The sequence below is a fragment of the Mycolicibacterium rhodesiae genome (assembly GCF_002086695.1).
Lineage (GTDB): Bacteria > Actinomycetota > Actinomycetes > Mycobacteriales > Mycobacteriaceae > Mycobacterium > Mycobacterium rhodesiae.
The window spans coordinates 101,048-126,291 of record NZ_MVIH01000001.1; the positions used below are offsets into that span (position 1 = coordinate 101,048).

The window sequence follows — 25,244 nt, forward strand, 5'->3', positions numbered from 1 at the left end:
CGGTGGCGGACTTACTTGTGCGCGGGGCGCTTCAGCAGGAACTGAAGCCAGCGAACGTCGATCAACATGAGGTTCAACGTATGGCCCAAAATTAAGGTGGCAAGCTCCTAGCGGTAATACGTCGCTAAGAAAATTTGCCAGAGCGCCATTATTTTCTTCGCTGGCCTGCGGTTCGGCGCGAGTGAGTGGGACGGCTTTGTTTGCGATAACGCTGCTCGACCGTTACTTCCCCGAAACCGCGGAGTGCCCCAGTGCGCGGGCCTGTTCGACGTCCGACCAGTAGTTGTGTTCTCGCTGGGTCAGGGCATTGTCGGTGATCGCGCCGAAGGCGGCCGCCTCCCGGGCGAACCGTGCCGCGGCGTCCGGCAGTGCGTCGGGACCGTCCAGTCGAAAGCAGCTCGGCGCGAGCGGGCCGAACAGCAGCGCGCGGCGAAGGTCCAGCCAGTTCTCCAGCCGCGGTTCGACACCCGCGGCACGGGCAAAAGTGATGGCGGCCAAGTTCATTCGAGTCTTCCGCGGACCCAGCGAGCGGCTTGCGGCCACGGCCTTGCGCTGCTGGGCATCGTCCGGGGGCGCGATCACGCCGCCCCACGTGTACGCGATCCACCGGGCCTGCAGTTCCAGGGGGACGAAGTATCCCCCCGATTGATCCCACATGCCCATGACGGCCAGCCCCGGGAGATCGGGGTGGAAGGTGTACCGGTCGGTGTCCAAGTTCCCGGCATCGACGTTGAGGATCGCCCGAACATCGTCGGCCAGGATGGGCAGGCTCAGCGTGAAACCCGTTCCGAACACGATGCCGTCGAACTCCTCGATGTGCCCGTCACCGAACTTCACTGCGTGGCCGTCGACCGACTGCAGCCAGGGTCGGATCGTGATCGACCCTTCGGCGACGGCGGGCAGGTAGTTCTGGTTGAGCGTCACGCCGGCAGCGAAGAGTGACTCGGCGGGACGCGGGGCGCCGTACTGCTCAGGACTGCCTGCGGACTCGACGACGATCTCCTTGAGTTGGCGGTCGATCTCGTCGGTCGGCAGAGCCTCGTCGGCCAGCGCCCCGTAGCGGGTGAACATCCGGTGATCCGACGGCACGCCTGCGACGAACTTCGGCAGGACGTACCGCTGGCGCCGCTGGGTGACGACCACGGGATCCGCGCCGGCGCCGGCGAGGTCGGCGGCGATCTCCAGGGCGCTCACGGCGCACCCCGCGACCAGCACGCGCTTGTCGCGGTAGGCCGACGGCCCGCGATACTCATACGACGTGACCGCACCGGCTGATCCGGTGAAGGTGTCCAGGCCGGGCACCGGCGGGACGAATGCGGTGTGGAACCGCCCGGTGGCGACGACGACGTTGTGGAAGTGCTCGTCGATCCCGTCATGGCTGACGACCCAGCGCCGTCCGGCGCGGGCGACGGCATCGATCCGCGCCCCGAATCGAATCCGGGAGTCCAACTCGAACAGGCGGGCATAGCGATGCAAGTAGTCGAGAATGTCTGCTCCCGAGGGGAATACGAGATCGCCGTCGAGCGGGAGATCACTGAACGCGGTCAGGATGCGGCTGGTGTTGGTGTGCATTCCCGGCCACACGCCGCTGCGGCCGGGCTGCGCGGTCCACTGTCCGCCGAGGGTGGAACCCTGCTCGAAGATCGACGGTTCGAGACCTTGCGACAACAGCCACCTCGATACCACCAGCCCGGCCGGACCGGCACCGATCACCGCGACGTTCGCCGTCATCCAGCGAAGTCTTCCACGGTCTGTCGTACGATCGCCTCGATTCACTCCAGGGGAGGCTGAAATGGGTGTTGGGTGGCGGATCGCGCGCCTGGCGAGTGTGACTCTGAGCGCTGCGGTCGGGCTGGCGAGCCCCGCGATTGCGGCCCCGCCGCCCACGCCTGGGATCGAGGTCGACGACGAAAGCGGTCGCTGCACAGCGGGTTTCGCCGCGCAGGACAACGACGGCAACTATTACCTGCTGACCAGCGGGCATTGCGATGCGCACGACGGCTCGGCGTGGACGTACGGCGAGGACGACGCTCCGCTGGGGACCATCAGTGCGAGCGAGGTGAACGGCGACAAGAGGGATGCAGCCATCATTCGTCTCGATCCCGGCGTCGGCGCACCGAACGGAGACGTCGGCGGTCGGTACTCGGTGCGGGACGTGCTGGGCGCCAGCCAGATTCGCGCCGGTATGCCGTTCTGCAAGGTCGGCGCGGTCACCGGGGAGACCTGCGGTGAGGTCAAGGGCGTCGAGGGCGACGTCGTCGAAGCCAGTGTCTACAGCCTCGAAGGGGACAGCGGCAGCCCGGGCTTCGTCAAGAATCCGGACGGCACCGTCAGCGCAGTCGGCATCTTGATGTCCTCGCCCGACGGCGACGACTACACGACCTACTTCACCCTCGTGCAGCCCTTGCTGGCGCAGTGGGGGCTGCGGATTCTGCCGTGAGTCAGGCCGACTGGCCGTACACCGCCACCAGAACGGACCGGTCCAGGCTGTTGACCGACCAGACGCCGATCGCGGTGTTGGCGCAGTTCGACATGATCGCGAAAGCGGCCGGATCGTTGTACCACTGGTTGATGACGTCGAGGTTGTTGATCGCCAGTGCGGGGTTGATCGCCACCGTCTGGGTGACCGTTCCGGTGAAACCGGCTGCCGCAGCCCGGCTTTGAGGTGTGGAGCCGTCCGATCCCAGGTCTGCGTCGAGTGCGCGGTTGTTGAGGACGTCGTTGGCGTGCCACTCGGCGGCTTGAGTCAGGGCGGGGTTCTTCTTGATGTCGGTGGAACAACCAGCTTGGTGTTGGACGGTGTAGACATTGGCGACCACCCCGTTGTTGAGCCGGGTGTTGTCGGCGTGTGCGGCCGGTGCGACGGCCACGGCCAGCAGTGTGGCTGCGCCGACTGCCGTGGCGGTACGGATCACTCGGTGGAGCACGGGTCGTTCCTCACTAGGTGGACGGCACATAGCCGGCAGCGGACTGGCGCAGCTGCCAGATGGCGGCCGGGCAGAGTTCCTGTGCGGATTGGCTGATCAGATAGGACGCTTGGTACTCGTCGGTGGTGGAGAAGTCGGTCTTGATGGTGTTGACCAGCTGGCCGTAGCTGACGCCGGAGTTGATCTGATCGCAGACACCGTTGCCGTAGGCCAGTGCGGCGTCGGCATTGGGGAAGTTGTAGCCGGGCCGGACAGTCACGTTGATCAGATAGCCGATGTTGTCGGCGTGGGCGGGTTGGGCGGTGGCCAGGACGCCGACGGCGCCCAATGCGGCCAGGCTGCCCGCGATCAGCAGGCGGGGTGCAGCGGTGTGCATGGGCATAGTGTGTCCCAAAGTTGATCGCCGCAGGTCGGGAACCGCTCACGATCTGGGTAATCCACGTCGACGAATCACCTAGGTGAACTAGGATTCGGCCATGATTCGGCCGACGTACGTGGTCTTGACAGCGTTCGCAGTGGCCCTTGGCGGTGCCGCCGTGACGGCGCCCGTCGCGACTGCCGGACCGCTACCGCCGTGCACGTACACCCTCTCGCCGCCCGTCGTCGGTCCCGGCGGGGTCACCGCCACCGCGGATCTCGCCGGATGCGGGCCGGGCGGGGGGCCGTATTTGGCGGTCGCCTGCCTGCTGGGCACCGACGGTGTCACGCACTGCACACAGGCCCACGGTTCGGATCCCGCGGTGATCTCGGTGCCGTACAAGCCGGGCTTCACCTATATCGCGACCGGCCGGGGATGTCCTGTATGGATGGGGCAGAACGTCGCGCCGGACTGCCAGCTTCTCGGCCCACTCACCGCGACCCTGTAGGAACCACATGTCGATAGACAAGGCCGCGGTCGTCGCGGGCAGTATCCGGCTGGCTTCGGGGGTGCACTTCCTCGTCGACCCGATGGGCGCCAACAAGCTCTGGGGTGAACCGAACGACCCGGGCCCGTCGGCCCGGTTGCTGCTGCGGTCGATGGGCTACCGCGACGCGCTGATCGGCGGACTCCTGCTGTCGGCGGGGTTGCGCGGGAGCAATACTCGGGGATGGTTTCTGGCCTCGGGCGGAGCGGACGCTGCCGACCTTCTCGGGGGGAGCAGCGTGCACAGCGAGCTGACCCGCGGACAGCAGATCATCGGACTCGGCGGCGCGGTGGTCGGCATCGGCGTCGGTCTCTGGGGTGCTACTCGACGTCGCGCGCCGGCACCCGAGATCGCTCCGTAGACCCGCGGGCAGCGTTGTCGGTGGCGCTCGCCGCCGCCGTCCTGGTGCAGTGCAGTCCCGCACCCGACCCGATCCGTGCCGCGCCGTCGTCAGTGACCACGACAAGCACCACCGCGGCGCCGGTGGTGCAGCCGGTGACCGCTGCGGACCTCGGAGCCACCTGGCGTCCCGGTTGTCCGGTGGCTCCCGGCGAGTTGCGCCGTATCGACCTGGACTACATCGGCCTGGACGGGCACGACCATCGCGGCGTGCTGGTCGTGCACCGCGACGTGGTGGATGAGGTGATCGCGATCTTCGCCGACCTTCGCGGACAGCGATATCCGATCGCGAAGATGCAAACGCCTCAGCACTATCCGGGAGCCGCCGACGAACTGTCGATGGAGGACAACAACACCTCCGCCTTCAACTGCCGTGCGCTGCCCGGCAGCACCACCTGGTCGCTGCACGCCTACGGCCGCGCGATCGACGTCAACCCGCAGTTCAATCCGTACCTCGGTCGAAACGGTGATCTCGAACCGGCAACCGCGGGAGGGTATCTCGATCGTCACCGCACCGACCCGGGCATGTTGCACGCCGACGACCCGGCGGTACGCGCTTTCACCGATCGCGGCTGGGTCTGGGGCGGCAATTGGCGCAACCCGATCGACTACCAGCATTTCGAACGCCGCTGAGCTCAGGCGCGCAGGCTTGCCGCCAGCGATTCACCGAAGGCGAGCAACGCGGCCCGGCCGATGTCGAGAATCGCCTCGTCGAACTCGCTGTTGTCCCGGTAGGAGAGCTCCAGCATGCGATCGGCCATCTCCACGGCCACCAGCATTGCTCGCGGGTCGGTGTCGGCGGGGATCAGGCCGATACCGACGAGGATGTTGTGCAGTCGGTTGGCGAGGGTGTGCATTCGTGCGTGCACGTGTTTGGTCACGGTGGGGGAGGTCCGCCCACCCATCCACATCCCGGCCGCGCTCGGATGCCTGCGGTAGTAGTCGACGTGCAGGTCGATCTCGTTGTTGAGCAGATCGGCGATCGAGGTGATCGTCCAGGTCTGCTCGGCCGCGACGCAGCGGGCGTCGATCTCGCTGCAGTGCCGCTCCATCAGCTCATCGAAAATCGCATCGCGGTCTGCGAAGAATCGGTACAGCGAGGGATACGACACCCCGGCGCGGTCGGCGATCGTGCGGGTGGTTGCGGCGTCAATGCCCTGTTCATCGGCGATTGCGGCGGCCGCGTCGAGAATTCGGGCGACGGTCTGGCGGCTGCGGGCCTGAACCGGTGCCCGCCGCGGAACCGACACCGTGGTCATCGCAACTCCTGAGAACTCTTGACACTGGTCGGCGAAACTATAACACTATTCGCGTTACAGTTTCTATGCCGGAGAGTGCCTGAATGACCGTGAACTCGCTCAACCAAGTCCGCCCGACGCAGGCATTGCGTGGCCACGTCGATGTACTGATCGTCGGTGCCGGTATCTCCGGCCTCGGGATGGGCCACTATCTGCACACCATGCAGCCCGGCAAGACTTTCGCGATCGTCGACAGCCGTGATGCGATCGGGGGCACCTGGGACCTGTTCCGCTATCCGGGCATCCGGTCGGATTCCGACCTGCACACCTTCGGCTACGAGTTCAAACCGTGGACGTCTGACAACGCGATCGCCGACGCCCACGAGATCCTCGACTACCTGCACGAGGTCGTCGACGAGGACGACCTGGGCCGTCGAATCTATCTGCATCACAAGGTGTTGAGGGCTGACTTCGACTCGGCCACCGCACAGTGGACGGTCGCGCTGGAGCGCGACGGCGAGCAGTTCGAGGTGACCTGCGACTGGCTGTTCGGGGCCACCGGCTACTACGATTACGCCGGCGGACATCGACCGCATTTCGAGGGTGAAGAGGATTTCGAGGGCCGGATCGTGCATCCGCAGTCCTGGCCGGAAGACCTCGACTACACCGGCAAGAAGGTCGTGGTGATCGGCAGCGGCGCCACTGCGGTGACGTTGATCCCCGCGATGGCCGGTGAGGTCGAACACATCACCATGCTGCAGCGCTCGCCGTCGTACGTGATGCCGTTGCCGCGCAAGGATCCCATCGCCAACTCGTTGCGAAAAGTGCTGCCGGCCAAGGCCGCTTACGCCGCGACCCGCCGGTTCAACATCGGCAAGGGCCGTTTCATCTACAACTTGTGCCAGCGCCACCCCAAGCTCGCCCGCCGGATCATCCGGTCGATCAATATGAAGGCGCTGCCGGAGGGTTTCGAAGTGGACACCCATTTCAACCCCAAGTACAACCCCTGGGACCAGCGCCTGTGCGCGGTACCCGACGCGGACCTGTTCCGCGCGATCGCCAAGGGTAAGGCGTCGGTTGTCACCGACCGCATCGCGCGGTTCACCAAGACCGGGATCCAGCTGGAGTCAGGTAAGACGCTCGACGCCGACATCATCGTCACCGCAACGGGTTTGAAGCTGCTTCCGCTCGGCGGAATCCAGGTGTCCGTCGACGGTGAGGTCAAGAACCCGAACGACTCGCTGCTCTACAAGAGCTTCATGATTTCCGACATCCCCAATCTGGCATTCGCGTTCGGCTACACGAACTCGTCGTGGACGCTGAAGGTCGGACTGGTGTGCGAGCACCTGTGCCGCCTGCTGGCGTACATGGATCGGCACGGTTACACGACTGTGGTCCCCATCGTCGATGACCCGCACATGGACAAGCGCCCGATGCTCGACTTCTCGGCAGGTTACGTGCAGCGCTCGGTGGATCTGTTCCCCCAGCAGGGATCGTCCGGTCCCTGGACGGTCGAGATGGACTACTGGGCCGATCATGACCGGCTGCGTAAAGGCTCCGTCGAGGATCCGGCCTTGCGGTTCAGCACAGCGGTTGGCGCAGAGGCAGTTTCGGGCCTGGCTACCGGAGCGATTACAGCGTGAGCCGTACCGCCTTCGTCGAGGTGGATGGACGTCGCACCCGGGTACGGGTCGACGGAGACCCCGGCAATCCGCCGGTCCTGCTCATCCACGGCATCGGCCGCAGCCTGGAAGATTGGGCGCCGCAGCACGAACGGCTCGCCCAGTCCTACCGGACGATCGCGCTCGACGTGCCCGGCTTCGGCTTCTCCGAGCGTCCGCAGGAAACCATCACCTTGCCGGTGCTGGCGGAGGGGGTCGTCGCTGCCCTCGACGCAGTGGGGGAGAACAGGCCCGTCCATGCGGTGGGTAACTCGCTCGGCGGCGCCATCGCCCAGCAACTGCTCGTCGATCAGCCGGAGCGGATCGCGAGCCTGGCTCTGGTCAACAGCGCCGGCTTCGGCAGCGAGGTCACCATGCTGCTGCGCATGCTCACCATGCCGGTAGTGGGCCCGATGAGCGTCCGACGACCGACCCGCGCGAGTGCCGCGCTGATGGAACGACTGATCCACGGCGACAAGGCAATCGCCACCAAAGAGCGGATCGACCATGCGTTCGCCGTGGGGTCGGTGCCCGGTGCAGGCGAGGTGATGCGCGAGACCGCGCTCGCGCTCGGCACGCCACGCGGGGTGCGCCCGGAGTGGCGCCGTGATCTTGCCGCAGGCGTGGCCCGGACGCCGCGGCCCACACTGATCGTCTGGGGCACCCGGGATCGCATCCTGCCCGCACACCACATCCGTACGGCCATGAAGGTGTATCCCCATGCCGAGGTCCACCTGTTGAACCGGGTCGGCCACATGCCGCAGCTCGAATGCCCGAAGCGGTTCGCCGATCTGCTGTTGCCGTTCCTGGTGCGCGCCACCAGCTGAGCTCAGCTGGTATTGATCAACCGGGTCACCGCGCGTAGCACCTGGCGGCTGGCCGCACGCTTTATTCGGTCCGGTATCGATGGCGGTGGCACCGGAGCCGCCGTGCCCAGTCTGGGGAACAGCCGTAGCGCATTGTCACGGTCGATCGCTGCTCGCCACCGACTGTCGAGCCCGGGATAGGTCTCGAGCCCTGCGGCGAACACCTTGCCAGCGACCACCGGGGCGAACGGGAAATCGGACCCGAAGGTGATGTGACCGGGTTTTGCGAACGCCAGCAGGGCGGGTAACGCGGACGCGCTCGAGGACAACGCGGTGTCGAAGTAGAAGCCGGCGAAGTCGTCGAGGTTGTCAGCGACACTACGGCCGGTATCGCTCATTATCGCCATCGCCATCCGGTGCGCGGCGAAGGGCACGAAACCGCCGGCATGGCTCAAGATGAACCTGATGTTCGGATAACGCTGACGGATACCGTTGCGTACCAGAAGGTATGCCGCCCTGGTCGTGTCGAGCAGGAAGTCGGTCGCCCACGGCAGCACTCCTGGCACCGACGGTCCTGGCAGTGCAGCGGGATGGATGAACACCACAGCTGCGCGCCGGTCGAGGACGGCGAACAGCTCGTTCTGCCCCTGCAAGCCCAGGTATGCGCCGGCACTGTTCGCCAGCAGCACAACGCCGTCGGCGTGCAGCTCGTCGAGCGCGCGCTCGGCTTCGTCCACCGATTGCGCTAGGTGCGGCATGGGCAACGTGGCGAAAAATCCGAATCGGTCTGGGTTTTCCGCAACCACCGATGCGGTGTAGTCGTTGATGCCGCGAGCCAGTGCAGCGGCATCGGTTGCCCCGGGGAGGAAGGTAGTACCGGGTGCAGACACCGATAGGATCGCGGTGGACACCTGCAACTCAGCCATCGCAGCCATTGCTGCCTCCGGGCTCCAACTCGGCAGGTCTCGGCCCCCGGCCTCGCTGACGCCGGCTCTCTTCAGCGCCGCACGGTATTCCTCTGGAACTGCGTGGGCATGAGTGTCGATTCGTGTCACGTCAGTCCTTTCGATCCATGCGCGATGACTACCCACTCAGTGGCCGCCGCTCAGAGATCCATCCGGTCGATCTGCCAGTCGATGTCGCCGAACTGAGGCATCTCGCGTCCATCGTCCACACCGATCTCGGACTTGATCACCGCCTCGAGCTTGGTGCTGGCCGCCATCACCACGTCGGCGTGCTGACCCTTGGTCGCCGCCAGGTTTGTCATCTCTGCGGGGTCGGACTGCAGGTCGTACAGCTCGACATCGTTGAACCGGTACAGGTCGTCGAGATTCGTCGGCACGTTGCGTTGGGCGGGTGCAAAGTACCGGCTGAACTTGTAGCGCCCGTCGAACATCGTGCGCAGGCTGCCGCGTTTGGTGAGATCGGGCCGGAATCCACTGGTCTGCATCAGTTGTCGAGGATCCTGGCCCGCCGCCTTCGCCTCTGCGAACAGCTTCACCGCGTCGCTGTCATTGGTCGCCAGCCCGCTGTAGGTGAACAGCACACTGTCGCGAACCGCATGCGCGTCAGCACTGCTCGGGTTGGAGAGCGCCGCAGTGAAGTCCTTGCCGGGCAGTGCCCGGCCGGCGAGCTCATCGACGTCGGCCGGGGCCACACCGGCCATCGCCAGCAGACTCGGCACCATATCGATGTGGCTGGTGAGCGCGTGCAGGTCCTGTCCGCCCTTGACGTCCGGATGCAGGACATGCATGGGTAGGTGGATCGCCTCCTGGTAGGCGAACGGCCCCTTGCCGCGCAGCCCGTGCGCGCCGGCCATCTCGCCGTGGTCAGAAGTGAAGACCACGATGGTGTTGTCGCGCAACGCGAGATTGTCGAGTTCGTCGAGCAGCAGGGACAGCTGCTGGTCGACCGAGCGGATGCTGTTGAGGTAGAAGTCGGTGAAGCGCTGCCAGCGGTCCGGCTCGGGTGGAATGGCACCCAGGGTGTACGCCCAGGCTTTGAGGAATTCGCCGGGGGCTGCCGGGCGCCCCGGCTCCTGCATCGACTGCTCGAGGTTCGCGGGCAGCGTGCTGTCCCAACGTTGCTGATAGAGAGCGTGTTCGGGCGCTCGCGCGGCGTGCATCAGCAGCGTGCCGGTGTCCTGCACGTGCTCGCCCCATTTGTCGGTGTTGAAGTACATGATGTCGTGCGGATTGATCAGACTCACGAACAACGCCCACGGCTTGCCGTCGTCGGCCATCGGCCGGCCCGTGTTGCGCAACCAGGACTGGGCGCCGGCGGCGATTACCGAGTCGGTGGTGTAGCCGCCGAGGTCATGAGCCAGCGAGTCGATCGGGAGTCCGAAGTCCGAGAATCCGTACGCGTCCATGCGGTCGGTGAGCACCTGCTCGACCGGCTCGCGGTCGAAGGCGGCGTCGAGATGCCACTTTCCCTGGTAAGCGGTGTAGTAGCCGGCCTTGCGCAGCAGGTGACCGATGGTGGGCACTGCGGTGCTCATCGCCTTCACATAGGGCAGGTCGGCGTTCTCGAACATCCCGTTGTCAGGAGTCTGCAGGCCGGTCAGCAGGACCGCGCGCGAGCTGGTGCACATCACCGCCGAGCTGTAGTGGTTGTGGAACGTCACGCCCTCCTTGGCTAGCCGCTCACGGGCCGGCAGCGACAAACCGGTCGGCCAGGAGGGGAAATAGCGTTCCTGGTCAGTGAACACGAACACGATGTTGGGGTGCGAACCACGTTGCGGGGCAGCTGGTTTGGTCAACGCCGGGCTCGACGCGGCGGGGGTCGTCGTGGTACCCGATCCGCACGAGGTCAGAAGTGGTACGGCTGCTGCGCCGCCAGCGGCGAGGGCGAGAAATCGGCGCCGCGACGGGCCGGTGATGGACGAGCCGAGCTCATCGCTCATGGCGAGCTTCCTGTCAGTCATCGGCGATACCGGCTCCGGCCAGAGCAGGCATGGTGGCTTCTGGATGCAGCACCGATTGGGCGCCGGTCTTGAATCGTTCCATCAGCTGGACGACCGTGCTGCCCTCCGGAGTGTGTCCCCAGATGCTGATGCCCGCGTGAGTGGTTGGCTCCCAAGTGTCCTCGTCGACGACAAGGGGGTTCCAGCCCACTTCCCATTCGAAACCCGACGGGCTCACGGCATAGAATGAGAGTTCTTTGTCGTTGGTGTGCTGCCCGATGGACAGGGCCACGTCGAAGCCGAGTTCCTTCACCCTCTGGTAAGCCAGTGTCATGTCGTCGAGTTCGGCGACCTGGACATTGCAGTGTTGGATCCGGGTACGAATCGGGTTGACCGGCAGTCGGTTCACCGACGCGATGGCGACACTGTGATGGCGTTCGTTGACCCGCAGGAACCGGATCTTGAACTTCAGCCCGCTGATCGTCTCGTCGATGTAATCGGACAATCGCGCGTCGAACACCGTGCTGTAGTAGCCGCGCATCTGGTGTGGCTTGCTGGTCGCGATCGCGACGTGGCCCAGTCCGCCTGTACCGGTGACGAATCCGCTGGTGCCGAGCTGCAGCGGCGTGTGCGCGGAGCTGGAGTGAACGTACACCTCCTGGGTCAGCCCGTTGGGACCCGGAAAGCGGATGAAACGCTCGACACCGCGCAATGCGGATTCCTCCGCCGAACCTTGGGTCACCGGCACTCCGTGGCTGCGCACGCGCGCTTCGATGGTCTCGAAGCAGCGATGGTCGTCGACCTCCCAACCCAAGGCGGTGGTGTCTTCAGCGGGTCCGCGCTGCAGCAGGAAACGGCAAGTATTGTCGTCGAGGCGGAACCGCAGCACGTCGGGCAGCGCGTTGTCGAGGTGCATGCCGATGGCGTCCCGGCCGAATCTGGCCCAATCCGAGAACTTCTCGGATTCGACGACGAGGTAGCCAAGGTGCACCCTGCCGAATACGTCGGCGCTCATGAGAGGGCCAGTTTCGATGCGGGGGAAAGGAACTCGGCGACCAGGTCGTTGAACAGGTCGGCACGCTCCCATTGCATCCAGTGCCCGGTGTGCGAGGTCATGACGAGTTCGGCGTTCGGCATCAGATTGAGCAGCATCGGGCCGCCCGCGGGCCGGTTGACCTTGTCATCACGGCCCCACAACACCAGCGTTGGGGTGCCGAGGCGGCGTAGCCGTTTGTCCCGGGTCAGATCCATCCGCCACAGGGTGCGTATGCCCGACGGCCGGCGCAGCGGCGGGGTGGCGACCACCTCCGGATCGATCGAGGCCCGGTACCGCAGATCGATGAGTTCGTCGGGTACCGCCCCGCCGTCGTAGACCAGATAGTTGCGGATGAATGCGGCGAGCTTGTCACGGCTGGGCCCGTCGCCGGTGTAGTACGCCAGCAGGCTCTTCAACCCCTCAGTCGGCAGGCCGCGGGTGGTGCCGATTCCGCCCGGGCCCATCAGGACGAGCTTGTCGACGCGGTGCGGGGTATCGAGAGCCAGGCGCAGTGCGGCCGCGCCGCCGTAGGAGTTTCCCACCAGATGCGCTGTGGCCAAACCCAGTTCGTCGAGCATTCCACGCATCGTGTCAGCCAGGTAGCCGAACGGGTCACGATGATCGACGTGCTTGCTCGACCGCCCGTAGCCGGGCATGTCGGGGATTACGACACGGTAGCGGCGGGCCAGCGCGTCGATGTTGCGGGAGTAGTTCGACAACCCCGAGGCGCCGGGACCGCCGCCGTGCAGGAGGACGACCGGTGGGCCGTCACCGCCGGTGTCCGTCACGAAAATGTCGGCCCCGTTGGCGCGGACGTGATACTCGGATTGCACAGTGGTCATGCGTGGTCCTTTACTCGGGTGGCTCGTACGGTGAGCCCGGCCGGGGGAGCGGGCAGGGGGTGGGCGTCGTCGCCGGCGGCATAGACGAACCCGTCGGGCCGCACCGCCAGGACCGTTGCCTTCCTCTTCGCCAGCCAGGCGAGGAGCCTGCCGTCGCGGTCGACGATGCAGTCTGTCCCCGGAGCGCCACCGGCCGCAGCGATCCTCACGACTGGTACGCCAGCTAATCGCCAAGGCAGCCAGGACTGTTCGGTCCCGGTGTGCACGATCGTCCACCTGCCTCCGATGACGTCATCGAGGCGTGCGATGGCACCGTGTTCGTCGAGGACCCACGGCTGCGGCAGTAGCCAGCCGGTGGCCGCATTGCCGTTGTGCGCGAGCAGGCCCGTCCGATAGCGCGCGTCAGGAAGCCATCGATGATCGCGCAACCACGCCGTGAAGCCGGGGAGCTTGGAGGCAAAACGGAAGAATCGACTCCGCACCGCTGCACGAATGCGGCTGTGCTCGATGATGATATTGCCGACCTTCACCGCACGGCTGGTGACTTCCTTGACGTGTGGCAGTCGTTCTTCCTGATAGGTGTCGAGCACCGAATCGGGTAGACAGTCGGTCAGCACGGCGTGCAGTTTCCAGCACAGGTTCGCGACGTCGCGGATACCCGCACACATACCCTGGCCGATCCATGGCGGCATCGCATGGGCGGCATCGCCGGCGAGAAAGACCCGGCCCACCCGCCACCGGTCGGCGAAGCGCACATGGTGGTTGTAGCAGGCGAACCCGATGATCTGGACGTTCGCCCGTGTTATTCCCTGATGCTGCAGCACTTTCCAGATCGCCTCCTCGGTGAGGAGGTCGTCCTCATCTTCGTGCTCGCGCACCGGGAATTCCCATCGATGGTGGCCCAGTGGAGTCGGGCAATCGACCGTCGGGCGTTCGGGGTTGCAGTGGAAGCGGAGTTTGTCATGACCCGGCCAGCGTTCGATCACCTTGGTATCGATGACGATCCAGCGCTGCGAATATGTTCGGCCGGTGAAACCGACGCCCAGCTGACCGCGAATGGCGCTCGAACCGCCATCGGCGGCAATCACGTAGCTGGCCCTGATGCGTTTGAACTGATCGTGGTCGAGGTCGGCCAGCATCAACTCGACCGAGTCGGACCGCTGGGTCAGACGTAGACACTCGTGTCCGAGAAGAAGTGACACGTTGGGGAACCGGGCCACGCCCTTTCGCAGGACGCCTTCGACTGCGGGCTGGTAGATGAACTGCTGCGGCGGGTGGCCGTTGCCGCGATCCGCCGGCAGCAGTTTGACGATGCTGACGCCCCGGGCATCGACGAAGTCGGCGCCGGCACCGGGCAACATGTCGGCGTTGAGCTGATCGGCCAACCCGACCTGTTGCCAGATCCGCAGCACCTCCTCGTCGGTGGAGATGGCCCTGGCCCGGAAGTAGACATCGGGGTCGCGTTCCACCACAACGACTCTCAGGCCAAGTTGGCCGAGGAGGTTGGCGGCGGTCGCGCCCACCGGGCCGTAGCCGACGATCGCCACGTCGTAGGTCGAGGCGCTGTTCATAGCTGTCTCCGATCCGGCTGCCGCGTCCACGGTGACGGGCACTTGTTCCGTAGTGATCGCTACGGTAGTGTAGTGATCACTACAGAGTCAACAGATGAGGCGGAAATGGCCACAGCGGACAAGCCGAAGCGCCGGGCCAAGCGGGTGGACGGCGAGCTGTCGCGCACCAGAATCCTTGACGCGGCCACCGAGATCGCAGCCGAACGCGGATACGAGGGAACGAGTATCGGTGCGGTGAGCGCAAAATGCGGCCTGCCCGCCAGCTCGATCTACTGGCATTTCAAAGACAAGGACGACCTGATCGCCGCGGTGATCGAACGCAGCTTCAACAACTGGATGACGGTGTGGCAGTTGCCGGAGGATCTGGTCGCGGTCGACCGTCTGATGGACGTGGCGACGGGGACCGCCAAGGCGTTGATGGAGTCACCCGATTTCCTGCGCCTGGGCCTCATGCTGGCACTCGAGCGCCGGCCGGTCGAGCCGCGGGCGCGGGCGATGTTCGTCAAGGTTCGCGAACAGGCCTTCGATGCACTGAGCCGCAGCCTCGATGGGCTGGCGATCGGACTGACCGAGGCGCAGGTCCGCGAGCTCGCGACGTATGCGATCGCCGGTGCGGACGGGCTGTTCATCGCCAAGGAGATCGGGGGAGACGCGGTCGATCTGGTGTCCTTGTTCACCGTGCACGGCCGGGCGCTGTACGCGACCGCGATGCGGATGGTTGAAGAAAACGCTCGATGATGCTGTCACACAGGGAAATCGAAGAAGCTGCCGGCGTGCTGGCAACTGCCGCCGAGCGCGCCCGCCCGACCGATCAGCTGACCGAGCGATATCCCGGAATGGATGTCGGCGACGCCTACGCTATCCAGAAGGTGAACCTGACTCGCCACCTCGGTATCGGCCGCCATGTGGTCGGCCACAAGATCGGGTTGACCTCCGAGCCGATGCAGACCCTTCTCGGTGTGGACGAACCCGACTTCGGTTACGTCCTCGATGACATGGTGCTGGCCAATGACTCCACGGCGCAGTGTGCCCGCTTCTGCGCGCCCCGGGTGGAGCCCGAGGTGGCCTTCCTGCTGCGGGCCCCGCTGCGCGGACCGAACGTCACGGTCCAGGACGTGCGTTCGGCGACCGGCGCGGTAGCGGTGGCGCTCGAGATCGTCGACAGTCGGATCCGTGACTGGAAGCTGACGTTGCGCGACACCGTTGCCGACAACGCCAGTTCCGGGGCGGTGGTCATCGGTGACTGGGTTCCCTACTCCGAACATCTCGACCTCGCCTCCAGCAGAGCATCGCTGAGGCTCAATGGACACGAGGTCGACACCGGGTTGGGCTCAGCGGTGCTCGGTGACCCGGCAAATGCCGTCGCCTGGCTGGCCAACTCGCTCAGCGAGTTCGGAACTGAGCTGGCGGCAGGACAATTCGTGATGTCGGGTTCCTTCACCACGGCGGCGTTCGTCCGTTCCGGTGATGTCGCGGGCGCCAGGATCAGCGGCTTGGGCGCGGTGTCCGTGAGATTCGCGTGAGTATTCCGGCTACGCAGCCGAGTCCGACCCCATCAGTTCGTCGAGATCCGGGAGCGGCAGACGGCAGATGTCCTCGGCTTCGCTCGGAGTGACACCGAGCATTACCAGGACGCTGCGGGTGGCGCTGTCCGCGGCCTCGGCGCCGTTGCGCTCGCGCTGATTCTGCAGCAGCTGGCCGAGGCCCATCAGTGCCCCCGCAGCCACCGACAGGGCCAACTCGGGATCGGTCACCGTGAACCGGCCTGCTTCGGCCGCGACAGTGATGTCGCGCAGCGCACGTGGGCCCAGCCCCCGGTCGGCGAACATCAACGTCAGGCCCGCGTTGAGCAGTACGCGTGAGGTCTCGGGCCGCTGGCGAAACAACCGCCCGACGATCCGGAAGCTGCGGGCGAAGGTCAGCGCCGGGTCCTCGCCGTCCACCGCGAGCTTGTCCAACAGTGCGCCCAGCGCATCCAGGATGTCGTTGACCGCAGCCTCGAACAGCTGTTCCTTGCTGTCGAAGTGGTTGTAGAAGGAGCCCATCCCAACATCGGCGGCCTGGGTGATCTCCAGCACCGGCGCATTCAACTTTCCGGCAGCGATAAAGCTCTGAGCTGCCCGAACGAGCGCAGCCCTGGTCTGCATCTTGCGTCGTTCCAGGCGATTTCCCGCCGCGGCATCACTTGCCATCAGCAGATATTAACAGCTGATCTCATTACTGAGGATTTCGTCAGAAACCTTGACTGATGATGTCTTCGTAAGTGATGATTTCGTCAGTCTTCGACAGTCGACGGAAGGGGGCGCTGAGATGCAGCACCTCGACACTCACCGGGATCTGCACAGCGACCAGGGTGCGCTACGCGGTGAACATCCGGGCCGGGCGAAGAATCCCATCATCAAAGTGCGCGATCTCGCGTGGTTGGAGTTCGAGAAGCCGGACCTGGTCCGTGCCGAGACGTTCGCGCACGCATTCGGCTTCACCACCGAGCTGCGCACCGATCGTGAGTTGCATCTGCGCGGCGCTGACAGCGGCACGGTGTGTGTGATCATCCGCCGCGGGCCGCGCTCGCGATTCGTCGGTCCCGCATTCGCCGCGCACGACGTCGCTGACGTCGAGCGGCTGGCGGCGGCCAGCGGGTCACTGACCCATGAATCGCCGGACGGCATCGGCGGCGTGACCGTCGAGCTCGTGGACCCGGGTGGAATGCCGGTGCGGGTCGTGGCCGGCATGCGTGACCTTCCGGAACAGCCGGCGCAGCCAGTTCATACGTTCAACTTCGGTCGAGAGGTGCTGCGTACGAACGCAACTCAGCGGCCGCCGCGCGAGCCGGCGCGGGTTCAGCGGCTGGGGCACGTGGTCCTGCAGAGCACCACGTACCGGCGGTCGCTGGACTGGTATCTGGAGCATTTCGGTCTGATAGTCAGCGATTTCCTCTACTACCCGGGCCAGCGCGAGCGGGGGCCGACCATGAGCTTCATCCGGTGCGACCAAGGGGCGACACCCACCGACCATCACACGATGGCCATGGTGCTCGGCCCGTCGGACCGTTACGTCCACTCCGCGTACCAGGTAAGCGATCTCGACGCGATCGCGGCCGGCGGAGAGTACCTGCGGCAGCGCGGCTTCCACCGGTCATGGGGTATCGGTCGACATATTCAGGGAAGTCAGATCTTCGACTACTGGCGTGATCCGGACGGCTTTCTGGTCGAACACTTCAGCGACGGCGACCTGTTCGACAACACCCTGGAACCAGGCTGGGCGCCGATGACGGCCTCCGGACTCGCCCAGTGGGGGCCGCCGGTGACCAAGGACTTCCTCGGCATCGCCCCCGGCAAGGAATCTCTACGCGAGCTGCGCTCGATACTCAACGCCGTCCGCGACGACAACGAATTCGACCTCACCCGCTTGCGCGGACTACTGAAAGTGACACGCTCATGACAATTTCGGTCTATCGCACGGCTGACGGATGGTGGGCCGGCACAGCCGACGCCGTCGCCCGGGTCGCCACCACGGCGACAACCACCGCTGCGCTGCTGGCCGACCGGTCGGCGGTCGATGCCGCGGTCACCAGCACCGAGACGGTGGCGCCGGCGACGCTCGAGCTGCTGTCGCCGGTCACCGCCCCATGTCGCGTCGTTGCGCAGATGACGAACTTCGCGTCGCATGTCATCGACACCGGAGGCGACCCGAAGTCGGTGCCGCTGACCTTCTTTCGGAAGGCATCCGGGTCCATCACCGGACCCGTCGGCGACATCGTCAAGCCCGCCCACGTCCGACTGCTGGACTACGAAGTGGAGATCGGCCTGGTGATCGGGACCGACGTCCCCGTCGGCACCACTGTCACTGCCGACAATCTCGCCGACTATGTCTGCGGACTCGTGGTGACCAACGATGTCAGCGCACGCGATGTCCAATTGACCAAAACCCAGTTCTACGAGGGTAAGTCGTACCCGGGTTTCACACCGGTGGGACCGGCTCTGGTGCTGGTGGACCGCGACGAGCTGGCCCGCTTCGACGACCTGCGGCTGCAACTGAAGGTCAACGGCCAACTCCGGCAGGACAGCACGGTCAAGGCCGACATGATCTACAAGCCGGTCCAGGCCCTGGCGGCATTGACCCGCTTCCAGGCGTTGTCCGCCGGTGACCTGATACTGACCGGCACCCCGGTCGGTACGGCACTGTCCGCGCCCCCCAAGGTGGTGCAGAAAATCTCCGGCCTGCTGCCCGACGAGCTGAAGTGGAAACTGTTCTTCAAGGGCCAGGCCAAGAACACCAATTACCTGCATGACGGCGATGTCGTGGAGGCCACGGTCGGAACCGCCGACGGCAAGATCGATCTCGGAAGTCAGCGCAACCCAATCAAATTCGCATGAGTGCGCTGCCCGCCTTCATCCCGGTGGTGATCGTCGGTGCCGGCCCCACCGGAGTCTCGGCGGCGACCACCCTCGCCCAATACGGCATTCATTGCCTGCTGCTCGACCGCTGGGCCGATGTCTACCCTCAACCGCGCGCGGTCCACCTCGACGACGAAGTGTTCCGGCTTTTGGCGGGATTGGGGGTCGGCGAGCAGTTCGCGGCGATCTCCCGCCCGGCCCGTGGGCTCCAGCTCCGCGATCCGAACATGCGCGTGCTGGCCGAATTCCGCCGCGAAGACGCTCTCAGCGCCAACGGCTATCCGCAGGCCAACATGTTCGACCAGCCGGAGCTGGAAAGAGTGCTGCGCGCCAACCTCGAGAAGTATCCGAAGGTCGTATTACGTGGTGACGCCGAGGTCGTCGACGTCGTGCAGATCAGTGCCGAGCGCGCGCGCGTGACCTTCGCCGACCGGTCCAGCGGCGAGCAGCGCTGTGTCGAGACGCGATATGTGCTCGGCTGCGACGGTGCGAACAGTCTGGTGCGCAAAGCGATCGGTGCGCACATGGAGGACCTGAAGTTTCAGCAACGGTGGCTCGTCGCCGACGTGACGACCGACGCCGACCTCGGCCAGTGGGATGGAGTGCACCAAGTCTGCGACCCGCAGCGCGCCGCCACCTACATGCGCATCGGAAAAGCTCGCTACCGTTGGGAGTTCCGGTTGCTCGACGAGGAAACCGCCGACGACTATGCCACGCTCACGGCGCTACATCCGCTCATCCGCCCCTGGGTAGGGGCAGTGGCCCCCGACGAACTGGACCTCGTGCGGGTCGCCGAATACACGTTCCGGGCTCAGATCGCCACCCGGTGGCGCCGGTCGAACGTATTCATTCTCGGCGACGCCGCCCATCTGACCCCGCCGTTCATCGGGCAGGGATTGTGCGCGGGTCTGCGCGACGCGGTGAATCTGTCGTGGAAGCTGGCCGGCGTGCTCAACGGCTGGCTCCCCGAGGCCGTGCTCGACAGTTATGAGACCGAACGAAAGCCGCACGCCCGCAATCTCATCCGGTTCGCACTGGTTATCGGCGCCGCGATGACCGCTGGTGGTCGCATCGGAGATGTGCTGCGCAGGATGGTCGTGCCCCGTCTGCATCTGATCCCCGGCGCACGAGACAAGGCCGTGGACAGTGCGACTCCCGCACTGTGCGGCAGCGAACTGGTGATGAAGTCACCCGGACGCAAGCTTGCCGGCAGCCTATGCCCGAACCGGATCGTCGCCGACGACAAGCGATTCGATGAGATCGTGGGCCGCGGCTTCGCGGTGGTGACCGCGGCGCCGCTCACCACAGCGCAACGCGACGAGATGGATCGGCGTGGTGCCGTTGTGATAGCGGCTCACCCCGGTACGGAATTGGCGTCCTGGCTTCGCACCGGGCGGGCTACGGCCGCGGTGGTCCGCCCGGACCGGACCGTGCTGACAGCCGGCCGGAGCCTGGCGAATGTGCTTGAAGCAGTGCCGGCTTTCGCGCCGCACGCCCAGGTTGCCCATGTCTAGGCCGGCGGTCGCTGTCCCGACCTACGAGCCGGACCTGTACTCGACGCGTGCCATCCTCGACCCGTACCCGCACTACGCGCGGTTGCGACAGCTGGGCCCGCTGGTCTGGTTGCCCAAACAGCGGGTGTACGCCCTGGCGCGCTACGCCGAATGCAAAGCGGTCTTGCGCAACGACGATGGCTTCATCTCCGGTGACGGCGTCGGTCTGTCCGCGGTGTTCAACAAGCTGTCCCGGGGCACAACGCTCAACAGCGACGGTGAGGAGCACGATCGGCGGCGCAAGCTGCTGGCCCACCGAATGCTCCCGAGAGCCTTGCGGGAGCTCGACGAGGTTGTCGATAGCCAGGCCAGAGATCTCGTCGCGAGTGCGGTTCGCCGACGCAGCGTCGACGGTGTCGCCGACCTCGCCACGGCGCTTCCGGTATCGGTGGTACCCGATCTCGTCGGTTGGCCCAAGGATCGGCGACAGCACCTGTTGCGCTGGGGTGGGGCAACTTTCGACGTGCTGGGTCCGATGAATCGCCATGCCGCCCGGTCGGTGCCGGCCAGCATTCAGATGTTGCGGTTTGCGCGGGCCGTGGTCCGCGCCCGGAGCGTGATGCCGGGCAGCATGGGTCATGAAATCCTCGAGGCGGCCCAAGGCGGTGCGATGAGCACGCGGGAGTGTTCCGCGCTCATGGTGGACTACCTGGTGCCCTCGTTGGACACCACCATCAGCGGAATCGCCAACGCGCTGGCCTTGTTCGCACGCCACCCCGAACAGTGGGATCTGCTTCGCGCCGACCCGGAGCTGGTGCCCGGCGCCGTCAACGAAGTGCTGCGCTACGAATCGCCGCTGCGGGCGTTCAGCCGCAAGGTTCGCCGCAACATCGAGCTCTCGGGCGTCGAATTGCCTAGCGGATCAAGGGTATTGGTGCTCTATGCCTCGGCCAATCGCGACGAGCGCGAATGGGAGCAGCCCGACACCTTCGATATCCGTCGCAATTCGGGGCGCCACCTCGGGTTCGGCCACGGCACTCACGCCTGCGCAGGACAGGCGCTTGCGCGGCTCGAGATGCAGGCGATGCTTCGCGCGCTGTGTGAGAGCGTCAGCCGGATCGAACTCGCCGGCCAACCCACCTGGGCCGTCAACAACATCATCCGCTGCTATGAACGTCTTCCGTTGCGCCTCGTGGCGGCCTGAACCCGGAGCTAGTCGACCGGTACATCGAGGATGGGTCGCTGAACCCCGGCGCCGGGGCCGTCGAAATGCCACCACTCGCCGGAATAGACCGCCAACCCGCCGGCTCCCATCGCCGCACGCAGCCGCTCGCGGTTGGCCTGAGCCACCGCGCTGACCCCGTCGGTGGCGTATGCCTGTGCGCGGGCGGAGAAGTCGTCGAAATCGGTGCCCATGTCGACGAGCCGGCCGCGCTCGGCGATCGTCACATCGACGGAACGTCCCGCCTCGTGGCTGCGCGCATAGGGACCGGGTTTGGCCACCCACGCCGGATTGGGCACCGCGTCGAACATCCGTACCTGGACGTCGTGCGGGCGGTAGCAATCCCAGAACACGAGCACGTCTCCTTGGGCGCGGAGATCGTCGGCGGCCTTGGCCAAGCCCGGCGCCATCGAGTTGTGCACCAGGCACCGCGCGTCGGCCGGGTAGAGCGGCACACCGACGAAGTTGTTCGCCGTCGCGTACCGCAGATCGATGACCGCGTCAGGCACCACCGTCCGCACATCGACGAATCCGGCCGCCGCGGCCTGCGGGCTCACCGGCGGGACCTCGAGGCCCGGCGCGGCAGCGGCCGGCGCCGCCGCCCCCACGCCGACCGCAACGACTGTTGCGAGAGTCGGCAGCGTCCGAATCGCTTTCATATCAGGGTGACTGAGTCTGCTGTGGAGTCTGCAGCCGCCGATCGGCGGTGAGCAACAGGTTGTCGTAGGCCGCCCGTGACGGTGAACTGTCCGACTGGGAGAGGGCGACGAAATCGGCGACGACCTGCTCGGCCAATACCCGCAATTTGATGTTCGCCTCCTGGGATCGCCAGCGCAGCAGGTCGAAGGCCGCGTTCGACTCGATGCCGTACACCACCATCAGCATGCCCTTGGCCTGCTCGATGGTCGCCCGGTTCTCGGCGATCTCAGCGATGGCCTCGCTGAACTGCTTCTGATTCCGGTCTTCACTGGGCGTGACATCGACGTAGAAGCCCTCGGTGCCGATTACCTCACCGGTGTCGTCCAGCAGCTTGTCGGCCACCACGATCACGTGGTGAATTTGGCCCGAGGTGTCGACGATCCGATGCCGGGTGCTGAAGGCCTGGTGGTGCTGTCGGACGTCGTCCAGGGTGGTCGCCACCTGTTGATAGTCGTCCGGGTGCTTGTGCGACAGCACGAGCTCCGTGGTGGGCGACACTGTGCCCGGCTCGTAGCCGTGCATCATCTGGACCTCGTCCGACCATTCCCAGCGCTCGTCGGCGAAGTAGAACCGAAACTGCCCCACCTGCTGCGGACGGACGTCGGCCAGTCCATAGCCGCCGTCGCTCTCCGTTGCCGGATCTTGATCCGCAACCATTCACACCCCTCGCCCGACAACCGTTCGGTTGTCGCCCTCCACGATTTTCCGCAGGACTTCGGACGCCGACGAGTGCCATGTAGGCAGAACCCATCGCCATCCCAGGTTCTGCGGGCATTTTTTTCTACACCGTCCGCCCGTTCGTTTTCAAGCGACCTCCTGCCGTGCACGGGCAATGACGAGTTCCTGAGGCTGTGGTGACACGAGTGACGGATGTAACAAAATCCGTTCGGGTCCGACAACACCGGTACAGGGCGTTCACGGCACGGGGACGCCGCCCTGCGAGCCGCGGAGGATACGACGGTGAAGCTCACAACGAACGCACATGCCTGGGCCCGTAGCGCCTGTCTGGGAATCGGCGCTCTGGGCGTGGTCGCCGCCATTGCGTCGGCTCCCGTAGCAGGCGCCGACCCGGCCGATCCCGCTGATCCTGTCGCCCCGCTCATCGTGGCCGGCGACACCAGCGCCGCGCCGGCGGATGCACCTGCCCCCGCCCCGACGCCCGTGCCTGTCCAGCATCTGTCCAGCCCGGACAATCCGCCGCCCGGCACGACCACCACCGGTACCGGCACCCCGCCGGAAGGCCGGCTGAGCTACCTGCGCGACCTGCTGCACGCGATGCGCACCCAGGAGGTGTCGGGCAGCGACGCACTGTTGTTGCTCACCCAACGACCGCTCGACGCCAACGCGACCCCGCCGCCTGGCATGTCGTCGACTCCGACCGGACCGGTCGGAACCTCGGCCCTACCTCCTGCGGCCGACCCGGCTGCGCCGACGGGCTAGTAACGCCCAACCGCCTCGAGGGCCGCGTCGAGGTCGGGTTGGTAGCGTCCCTCGGCGTCGAACTCATGCCACCATTCGGTGCGCTGCAGCGTCTGCAGGGTCCGGTCGGGAAGCGCGGTGATCATCAGCCGGATGCCTGCCCCGCAGAGTTCGAGGTCAAGTTCGACGAGGATGTGCAGGACCGTCGACTCGAGCACCGTCTGGCGAACCAAGTCGAGCACCAACGTCCCCGCGCACGGCTCCAACTCCAGCGCCGCGTCCCGGATCGCGGCGACATTGGGACGCACGTTGGCCGCGTACAACGGCACCAGGCAACGCAGCACCAATGGATCGGCCGGTATCAGCGTCGCGTTCTCCGGCTGCTCGACCCACGCTCGGTTGTCGTGACGGATCACCTGGACGACATGCGGTGCGTTGACCACGTGCAGGACCAACAACAGAGTGACCGCGACCGCGACCGCCACCGCGGGAATGAGCCCGAACGCCAACCCGATCAACGCAACCCCGACCGCGCCGAAGCATTCGCGCGGGTTGAGGCGGTACAGCCGGCGCAGCGCCGCGACATCGACCAGCCGGGTGACCGCGACGACCACGACCGCCCCGAGCACCGCCTGGGGAAGCAGGCTCAGGACCGGCGCGATGAACAGCGCGACGAGCACGGCCAGCGCGACCATCACCAGGCCGCTGATCTGACTGCGCGCACCGGAGCGCAGGTTCACCGACGTCTGGGCGAAACCACCGGCCGGAGGCAATGAATGGAAGAACGCACCCGCGACCGCCGCCGTACCCAGGGCGAACAGTTCACGGTCCGGTTCGGTCGGGTTCTCCTCGGCGCGCCGGGAGGTTCGTGCCACCGCGATCGTCTCGAGGAAGGCCATCACGGCGATCGCCAAGGCGCCCGGGACCAGGGGCACGATGTGGTGATCGAGGTGGGGGAGGTTCGGCATCGGGAACCCGGACGGCACCGTCGGAACGAGAGCGACGCCGTGCGCGGGCAGTGCCACCACGGCACTCACCGCGATGCCGACAGCTATCAGCACTAGCGGGCCGGGAACGCGTGGGGCCACCTTCGCCAACACGAGCAGTGCGGCGAGACAGATGACCGAGATCGCCGCCGTGAGCGGGCTGGCCCGCGGAATATCGGACAGCGCCGACCATGCCACCTTGAAGAACCCGGTGGTGTGCGGGTGGGGAGCCACACCCAGCAGCTTGGGCAGCTGCGCCGCCATCACGGTGAGTCCGACGGCGACCTTGATGCCGACCAGGGTCATGTCGCTGATGTTGTCGACCAGCATGCCCAATCGAAAAAGCCTGGCCAGCAATAGGAAAAGCCCGACGAGCAGCGTCAGGGTCACCAGGTCGCCGCGCTGGTCGTCGCTGCCGATGAGAACGCCGCCGGCGAGCATCGTCGATGCAGTCAAGGTCGACACCGTCGACGACGTGGTCACACTGGCCACGCGGGAGCCGCCGATGAAGGCGTACACCACCACGGGGACCATGCAGGTGTACAAGCCGATCTGGACGGGCATGTTGGCGACCGTCGCGTACGCCATCGCCAGCGGAATGACCACCGCGCCAGTGCTCAGCCCGGCCAGCAGGTCGGCTCTCAGCCAGTGCGCACGATACGGCCGGATGGCCGGTGCCAGCCAGGTAGGAGGTGCGGTGGTGGGCACGCCCGGAATTGTGGCACCTGGACGCGTCTT

At 65.9% G+C, this 25,244-nt stretch carries 26 protein-coding genes; 13 read left to right on the forward strand and 13 right to left on the reverse strand.

What is annotated here, in order from left to right; translation table 11 throughout:
• Positions 1 to 222: 222 nt before the first annotated feature.
• Complete coding sequence (locus BST42_RS00510; RefSeq protein ID WP_083116617.1) at positions 223 to 1,731, reverse strand: flavin-containing monooxygenase; 1,509 nt, start codon at positions 1,729 to 1,731, stop codon at positions 223 to 225.
• 61 nt (positions 1,732 to 1,792) lie between these two features.
• Between BST42_RS00510 and BST42_RS00515 the strand changes: the two genes are divergently transcribed.
• Positions 1,793 to 2,440: a S1 family peptidase gene (locus BST42_RS00515; RefSeq protein ID WP_083116618.1), complete on the forward strand. Its 648-nt coding sequence runs from the start codon at positions 1,793 to 1,795 to the stop codon at positions 2,438 to 2,440.
• 1 nt (position 2,441) lies between these two features.
• Here BST42_RS00515 and BST42_RS00520 read toward each other — a convergent pair whose 3' ends face one another.
• Entirely contained in the window at positions 2,442 to 2,915 is a 474-nt protein-coding gene (locus BST42_RS00520) for a CAP domain-containing protein (protein ID WP_435406002.1), read from the reverse strand.
• A 25-nt stretch (positions 2,916 to 2,940) separates the two neighbouring features.
• Positions 2,941 to 3,303 (reverse strand): DUF732 domain-containing protein, encoded by a 363-nt coding sequence (locus tag BST42_RS00525; RefSeq protein WP_083116620.1) that lies wholly within the window; start codon positions 3,301 to 3,303, stop codon positions 2,941 to 2,943.
• 100 nt (positions 3,304 to 3,403) lie between these two features.
• Here BST42_RS00525 and BST42_RS00530 point away from each other — a divergent pair, with 100 nt between their 5' ends.
• From BST42_RS00530 to BST42_RS00535, 3 genes are read left to right on the forward strand one after another with little or no spacing between them, the layout of a single operon-like run.
• Positions 3,404 to 3,793 (forward strand): hypothetical protein, encoded by a 390-nt coding sequence (locus BST42_RS00530; RefSeq protein ID WP_083116621.1) that lies wholly within the window; start codon positions 3,404 to 3,406, stop codon positions 3,791 to 3,793.
• Positions 3,794 to 3,800: 7 nt separating this feature from the next.
• On the forward strand, positions 3,801 to 4,193 hold the full coding sequence (locus BST42_RS29990) for a DUF4267 domain-containing protein (protein ID WP_237159142.1): 393 nt from the start codon (positions 3,801 to 3,803) through the stop codon (positions 4,191 to 4,193).
• A 20-nt stretch (positions 4,194 to 4,213) separates the two neighbouring features.
• Positions 4,214 to 4,864 carry a M15 family metallopeptidase gene (locus BST42_RS00535; protein ID WP_237159144.1) on the forward strand — a complete coding sequence of 217 codons (651 nt, stop codon included), beginning with the start codon at positions 4,214 to 4,216 and terminating at the stop codon, positions 4,862 to 4,864.
• A 2-nt stretch (positions 4,865 to 4,866) separates the two neighbouring features.
• Here the strand turns inward: BST42_RS00535 and BST42_RS00540 are convergent, their stop codons facing one another.
• Entirely contained in the window at positions 4,867 to 5,490 is a 624-nt protein-coding gene (locus BST42_RS00540; RefSeq protein WP_083116623.1) for a TetR/AcrR family transcriptional regulator, read from the reverse strand.
• An 83-nt stretch (positions 5,491 to 5,573) separates the two neighbouring features.
• On the opposite strand from BST42_RS00540, the gene BST42_RS00545 reads away from it, so the two are divergent.
• Together BST42_RS00545 and BST42_RS00550 are read left to right on the forward strand one after the other, a co-directional pair.
• On the forward strand, positions 5,574 to 7,112 hold the full coding sequence (locus tag BST42_RS00545; RefSeq protein WP_083116624.1) for a flavin-containing monooxygenase: 1,539 nt from the start codon (positions 5,574 to 5,576) through the stop codon (positions 7,110 to 7,112).
• Complete coding sequence (locus BST42_RS00550) at positions 7,109 to 7,957, forward strand: alpha/beta fold hydrolase (RefSeq protein ID WP_083116625.1); 849 nt, start codon at positions 7,109 to 7,111, stop codon at positions 7,955 to 7,957. The genes BST42_RS00545 and BST42_RS00550 overlap by 4 nt, the downstream gene beginning before the upstream one ends.
• A gap of 2 nt (positions 7,958 to 7,959) precedes the next feature.
• Here BST42_RS00550 and BST42_RS00555 read toward each other — a convergent pair whose 3' ends face one another.
• From BST42_RS00555 to BST42_RS00575, 5 genes are read right to left on the reverse strand one after another with little or no spacing between them, the layout of a single operon-like run.
• A complete protein-coding gene (locus tag BST42_RS00555) occupies positions 7,960 to 8,991 on the reverse strand; it encodes an amidohydrolase family protein (RefSeq protein WP_083116626.1) in 1,032 nt (343 codons plus the stop codon).
• Positions 8,992 to 9,041: 50 nt separating this feature from the next.
• A complete protein-coding gene (locus BST42_RS00560; protein WP_083116627.1) occupies positions 9,042 to 10,841 on the reverse strand; it encodes a sulfatase family protein in 1,800 nt (599 codons plus the stop codon).
• 13 nt (positions 10,842 to 10,854) lie between these two features.
• A complete protein-coding gene (locus BST42_RS00565) occupies positions 10,855 to 11,856 on the reverse strand; it encodes a VOC family protein (protein ID WP_083116628.1) in 1,002 nt (333 codons plus the stop codon).
• Positions 11,853 to 12,719, reverse strand: a complete 867-nt coding sequence (locus BST42_RS00570; RefSeq protein WP_083116629.1) for an alpha/beta fold hydrolase — start codon at positions 12,717 to 12,719, stop codon at positions 11,853 to 11,855. Before BST42_RS00570 ends, BST42_RS00565 begins: the two co-directional genes overlap by 4 nt.
• On the reverse strand, positions 12,716 to 14,290 hold the full coding sequence (locus BST42_RS00575; protein WP_083116630.1) for a bifunctional 3-(3-hydroxy-phenyl)propionate/3-hydroxycinnamic acid hydroxylase: 1,575 nt from the start codon (positions 14,288 to 14,290) through the stop codon (positions 12,716 to 12,718). The genes BST42_RS00570 and BST42_RS00575 overlap by 4 nt, the downstream gene beginning before the upstream one ends.
• Before the next feature lie 105 nt (positions 14,291 to 14,395).
• Between BST42_RS00575 and BST42_RS00580 the strand changes: the two genes are divergently transcribed.
• Positions 14,396 to 15,028, forward strand: coding sequence for a TetR/AcrR family transcriptional regulator (locus BST42_RS00580; protein ID WP_083116631.1), 633 nt, complete (start codon positions 14,396 to 14,398; stop codon positions 15,026 to 15,028).
• Positions 15,025 to 15,813, forward strand: coding sequence for a 2-keto-4-pentenoate hydratase (locus tag BST42_RS00585; protein WP_083116632.1), 789 nt, complete (start codon positions 15,025 to 15,027; stop codon positions 15,811 to 15,813). Before BST42_RS00580 ends, BST42_RS00585 begins: the two co-directional genes overlap by 4 nt.
• A 9-nt stretch (positions 15,814 to 15,822) precedes the next feature.
• Here the strand turns inward: BST42_RS00585 and BST42_RS00590 are convergent, their stop codons facing one another.
• The gene (locus BST42_RS00590; protein ID WP_435406003.1) at positions 15,823 to 16,485 is read right to left on the reverse strand and encodes a TetR/AcrR family transcriptional regulator; all 663 of its coding nucleotides are present in this window, start codon (positions 16,483 to 16,485) and stop codon (positions 15,823 to 15,825) included.
• Positions 16,486 to 16,600: 115 nt separating this feature from the next.
• Between BST42_RS00590 and BST42_RS00595 the strand changes: the two genes are divergently transcribed.
• The 4 genes from BST42_RS00595 to BST42_RS00610 are packed head-to-tail and all read left to right on the forward strand — an operon-like array spanning position 16,601 to position 21,384.
• Complete coding sequence (locus tag BST42_RS00595; protein ID WP_083116634.1) at positions 16,601 to 17,731, forward strand: VOC family protein; 1,131 nt, start codon at positions 16,601 to 16,603, stop codon at positions 17,729 to 17,731.
• A complete protein-coding gene (locus tag BST42_RS00600; RefSeq protein WP_083116635.1) occupies positions 17,728 to 18,666 on the forward strand; it encodes a fumarylacetoacetate hydrolase family protein in 939 nt (312 codons plus the stop codon). Before BST42_RS00595 ends, BST42_RS00600 begins: the two co-directional genes overlap by 4 nt.
• Positions 18,663 to 20,201, forward strand: coding sequence for a bifunctional 3-(3-hydroxy-phenyl)propionate/3-hydroxycinnamic acid hydroxylase MhpA (gene mhpA / locus BST42_RS00605; protein ID WP_207569418.1), 1,539 nt, complete (start codon positions 18,663 to 18,665; stop codon positions 20,199 to 20,201). The genes BST42_RS00600 and mhpA overlap by 4 nt, the downstream gene beginning before the upstream one ends.
• On the forward strand, positions 20,194 to 21,384 hold the full coding sequence (locus tag BST42_RS00610; RefSeq protein ID WP_083116636.1) for a cytochrome P450: 1,191 nt from the start codon (positions 20,194 to 20,196) through the stop codon (positions 21,382 to 21,384). The genes mhpA and BST42_RS00610 overlap by 8 nt, the downstream gene beginning before the upstream one ends.
• Positions 21,385 to 21,392: 8 nt before the next feature.
• On the opposite strand, the gene BST42_RS00615 is transcribed toward BST42_RS00610, so the two are convergent.
• On the reverse strand, positions 21,393 to 22,061 hold the full coding sequence (locus BST42_RS00615; RefSeq protein WP_083116637.1) for a M15 family metallopeptidase: 669 nt from the start codon (positions 22,059 to 22,061) through the stop codon (positions 21,393 to 21,395).
• A gap of 1 nt (position 22,062) precedes the next feature.
• Positions 22,063 to 22,758, reverse strand: a complete 696-nt coding sequence (locus BST42_RS00620; protein ID WP_083116638.1) for a PAS and ANTAR domain-containing protein — start codon at positions 22,756 to 22,758, stop codon at positions 22,063 to 22,065.
• A gap of 303 nt (positions 22,759 to 23,061) precedes the next feature.
• Between BST42_RS00620 and BST42_RS00625 the strand changes: the two genes are divergently transcribed.
• Complete coding sequence (locus tag BST42_RS00625) at positions 23,062 to 23,541, forward strand: hypothetical protein (RefSeq protein WP_083116639.1); 480 nt, start codon at positions 23,062 to 23,064, stop codon at positions 23,539 to 23,541.
• Here the strand turns inward: BST42_RS00625 and BST42_RS00630 are convergent.
• Positions 23,538 to 25,214: a SulP family inorganic anion transporter gene (locus BST42_RS00630; protein WP_083116640.1), complete on the reverse strand. Its 1,677-nt coding sequence runs from the start codon at positions 25,212 to 25,214 to the stop codon at positions 23,538 to 23,540. The genes BST42_RS00625 and BST42_RS00630 overlap by 4 nt on opposite strands.
• Positions 25,215 to 25,244: the final 30 nt, after the last annotated feature.

Excerpts from the sequence above, each read along its gene's own strand:
- BST42_RS00510 (WP_083116617.1), bottom strand. The coding sequence starts at position 1,731 with ATGACGGCGAACGTCGCGGTGATCGGTGCCGGTCCGGCCGGGCTGGTG.
- BST42_RS00515 (WP_083116618.1), top strand. The coding sequence starts at position 1,793 with ATGGGTGTTGGGTGGCGGATCGCGCGCCTGGCGAGTGTGACTCTGAGC.
- BST42_RS00525 (WP_083116620.1), bottom strand. The coding sequence starts at position 3,303 with ATGCACACCGCTGCACCCCGCCTGCTGATCGCGGGCAGCCTGGCCGCA.
- BST42_RS00530 (WP_083116621.1), top strand. The coding sequence starts at position 3,404 with ATGATTCGGCCGACGTACGTGGTCTTGACAGCGTTCGCAGTGGCCCTT.
- BST42_RS29990 (WP_237159142.1), top strand. The coding sequence starts at position 3,801 with ATGTCGATAGACAAGGCCGCGGTCGTCGCGGGCAGTATCCGGCTGGCT.
- BST42_RS00540 (WP_083116623.1), bottom strand. The coding sequence starts at position 5,490 with ATGACCACGGTGTCGGTTCCGCGGCGGGCACCGGTTCAGGCCCGCAGC.
- BST42_RS00545 (WP_083116624.1), top strand. The coding sequence starts at position 5,574 with ATGACCGTGAACTCGCTCAACCAAGTCCGCCCGACGCAGGCATTGCGT.
- BST42_RS00560 (WP_083116627.1), bottom strand. The coding sequence starts at position 10,841 with ATGAGCGATGAGCTCGGCTCGTCCATCACCGGCCCGTCGCGGCGCCGA.
- BST42_RS00565 (WP_083116628.1), bottom strand. The coding sequence starts at position 11,856 with ATGAGCGCCGACGTATTCGGCAGGGTGCACCTTGGCTACCTCGTCGTC.
- BST42_RS00570 (WP_083116629.1), bottom strand. The coding sequence starts at position 12,719 with ATGACCACTGTGCAATCCGAGTATCACGTCCGCGCCAACGGGGCCGAC.
- BST42_RS00575 (WP_083116630.1), bottom strand. The coding sequence starts at position 14,290 with ATGAACAGCGCCTCGACCTACGACGTGGCGATCGTCGGCTACGGCCCG.
- BST42_RS00580 (WP_083116631.1), top strand. The coding sequence starts at position 14,396 with ATGGCCACAGCGGACAAGCCGAAGCGCCGGGCCAAGCGGGTGGACGGC.
- BST42_RS00585 (WP_083116632.1), top strand. The coding sequence starts at position 15,025 with ATGATGCTGTCACACAGGGAAATCGAAGAAGCTGCCGGCGTGCTGGCA.
- BST42_RS00595 (WP_083116634.1), top strand. The coding sequence starts at position 16,601 with ATGCAGCACCTCGACACTCACCGGGATCTGCACAGCGACCAGGGTGCG.
- BST42_RS00600 (WP_083116635.1), top strand. The coding sequence starts at position 17,728 with ATGACAATTTCGGTCTATCGCACGGCTGACGGATGGTGGGCCGGCACA.
- mhpA (WP_207569418.1), top strand. The coding sequence starts at position 18,663 with ATGAGTGCGCTGCCCGCCTTCATCCCGGTGGTGATCGTCGGTGCCGGC.
- BST42_RS00610 (WP_083116636.1), top strand. The coding sequence starts at position 20,194 with ATGTCTAGGCCGGCGGTCGCTGTCCCGACCTACGAGCCGGACCTGTAC.
- BST42_RS00615 (WP_083116637.1), bottom strand. The coding sequence starts at position 22,061 with ATGAAAGCGATTCGGACGCTGCCGACTCTCGCAACAGTCGTTGCGGTC.
- BST42_RS00620 (WP_083116638.1), bottom strand. The coding sequence starts at position 22,758 with ATGGTTGCGGATCAAGATCCGGCAACGGAGAGCGACGGCGGCTATGGA.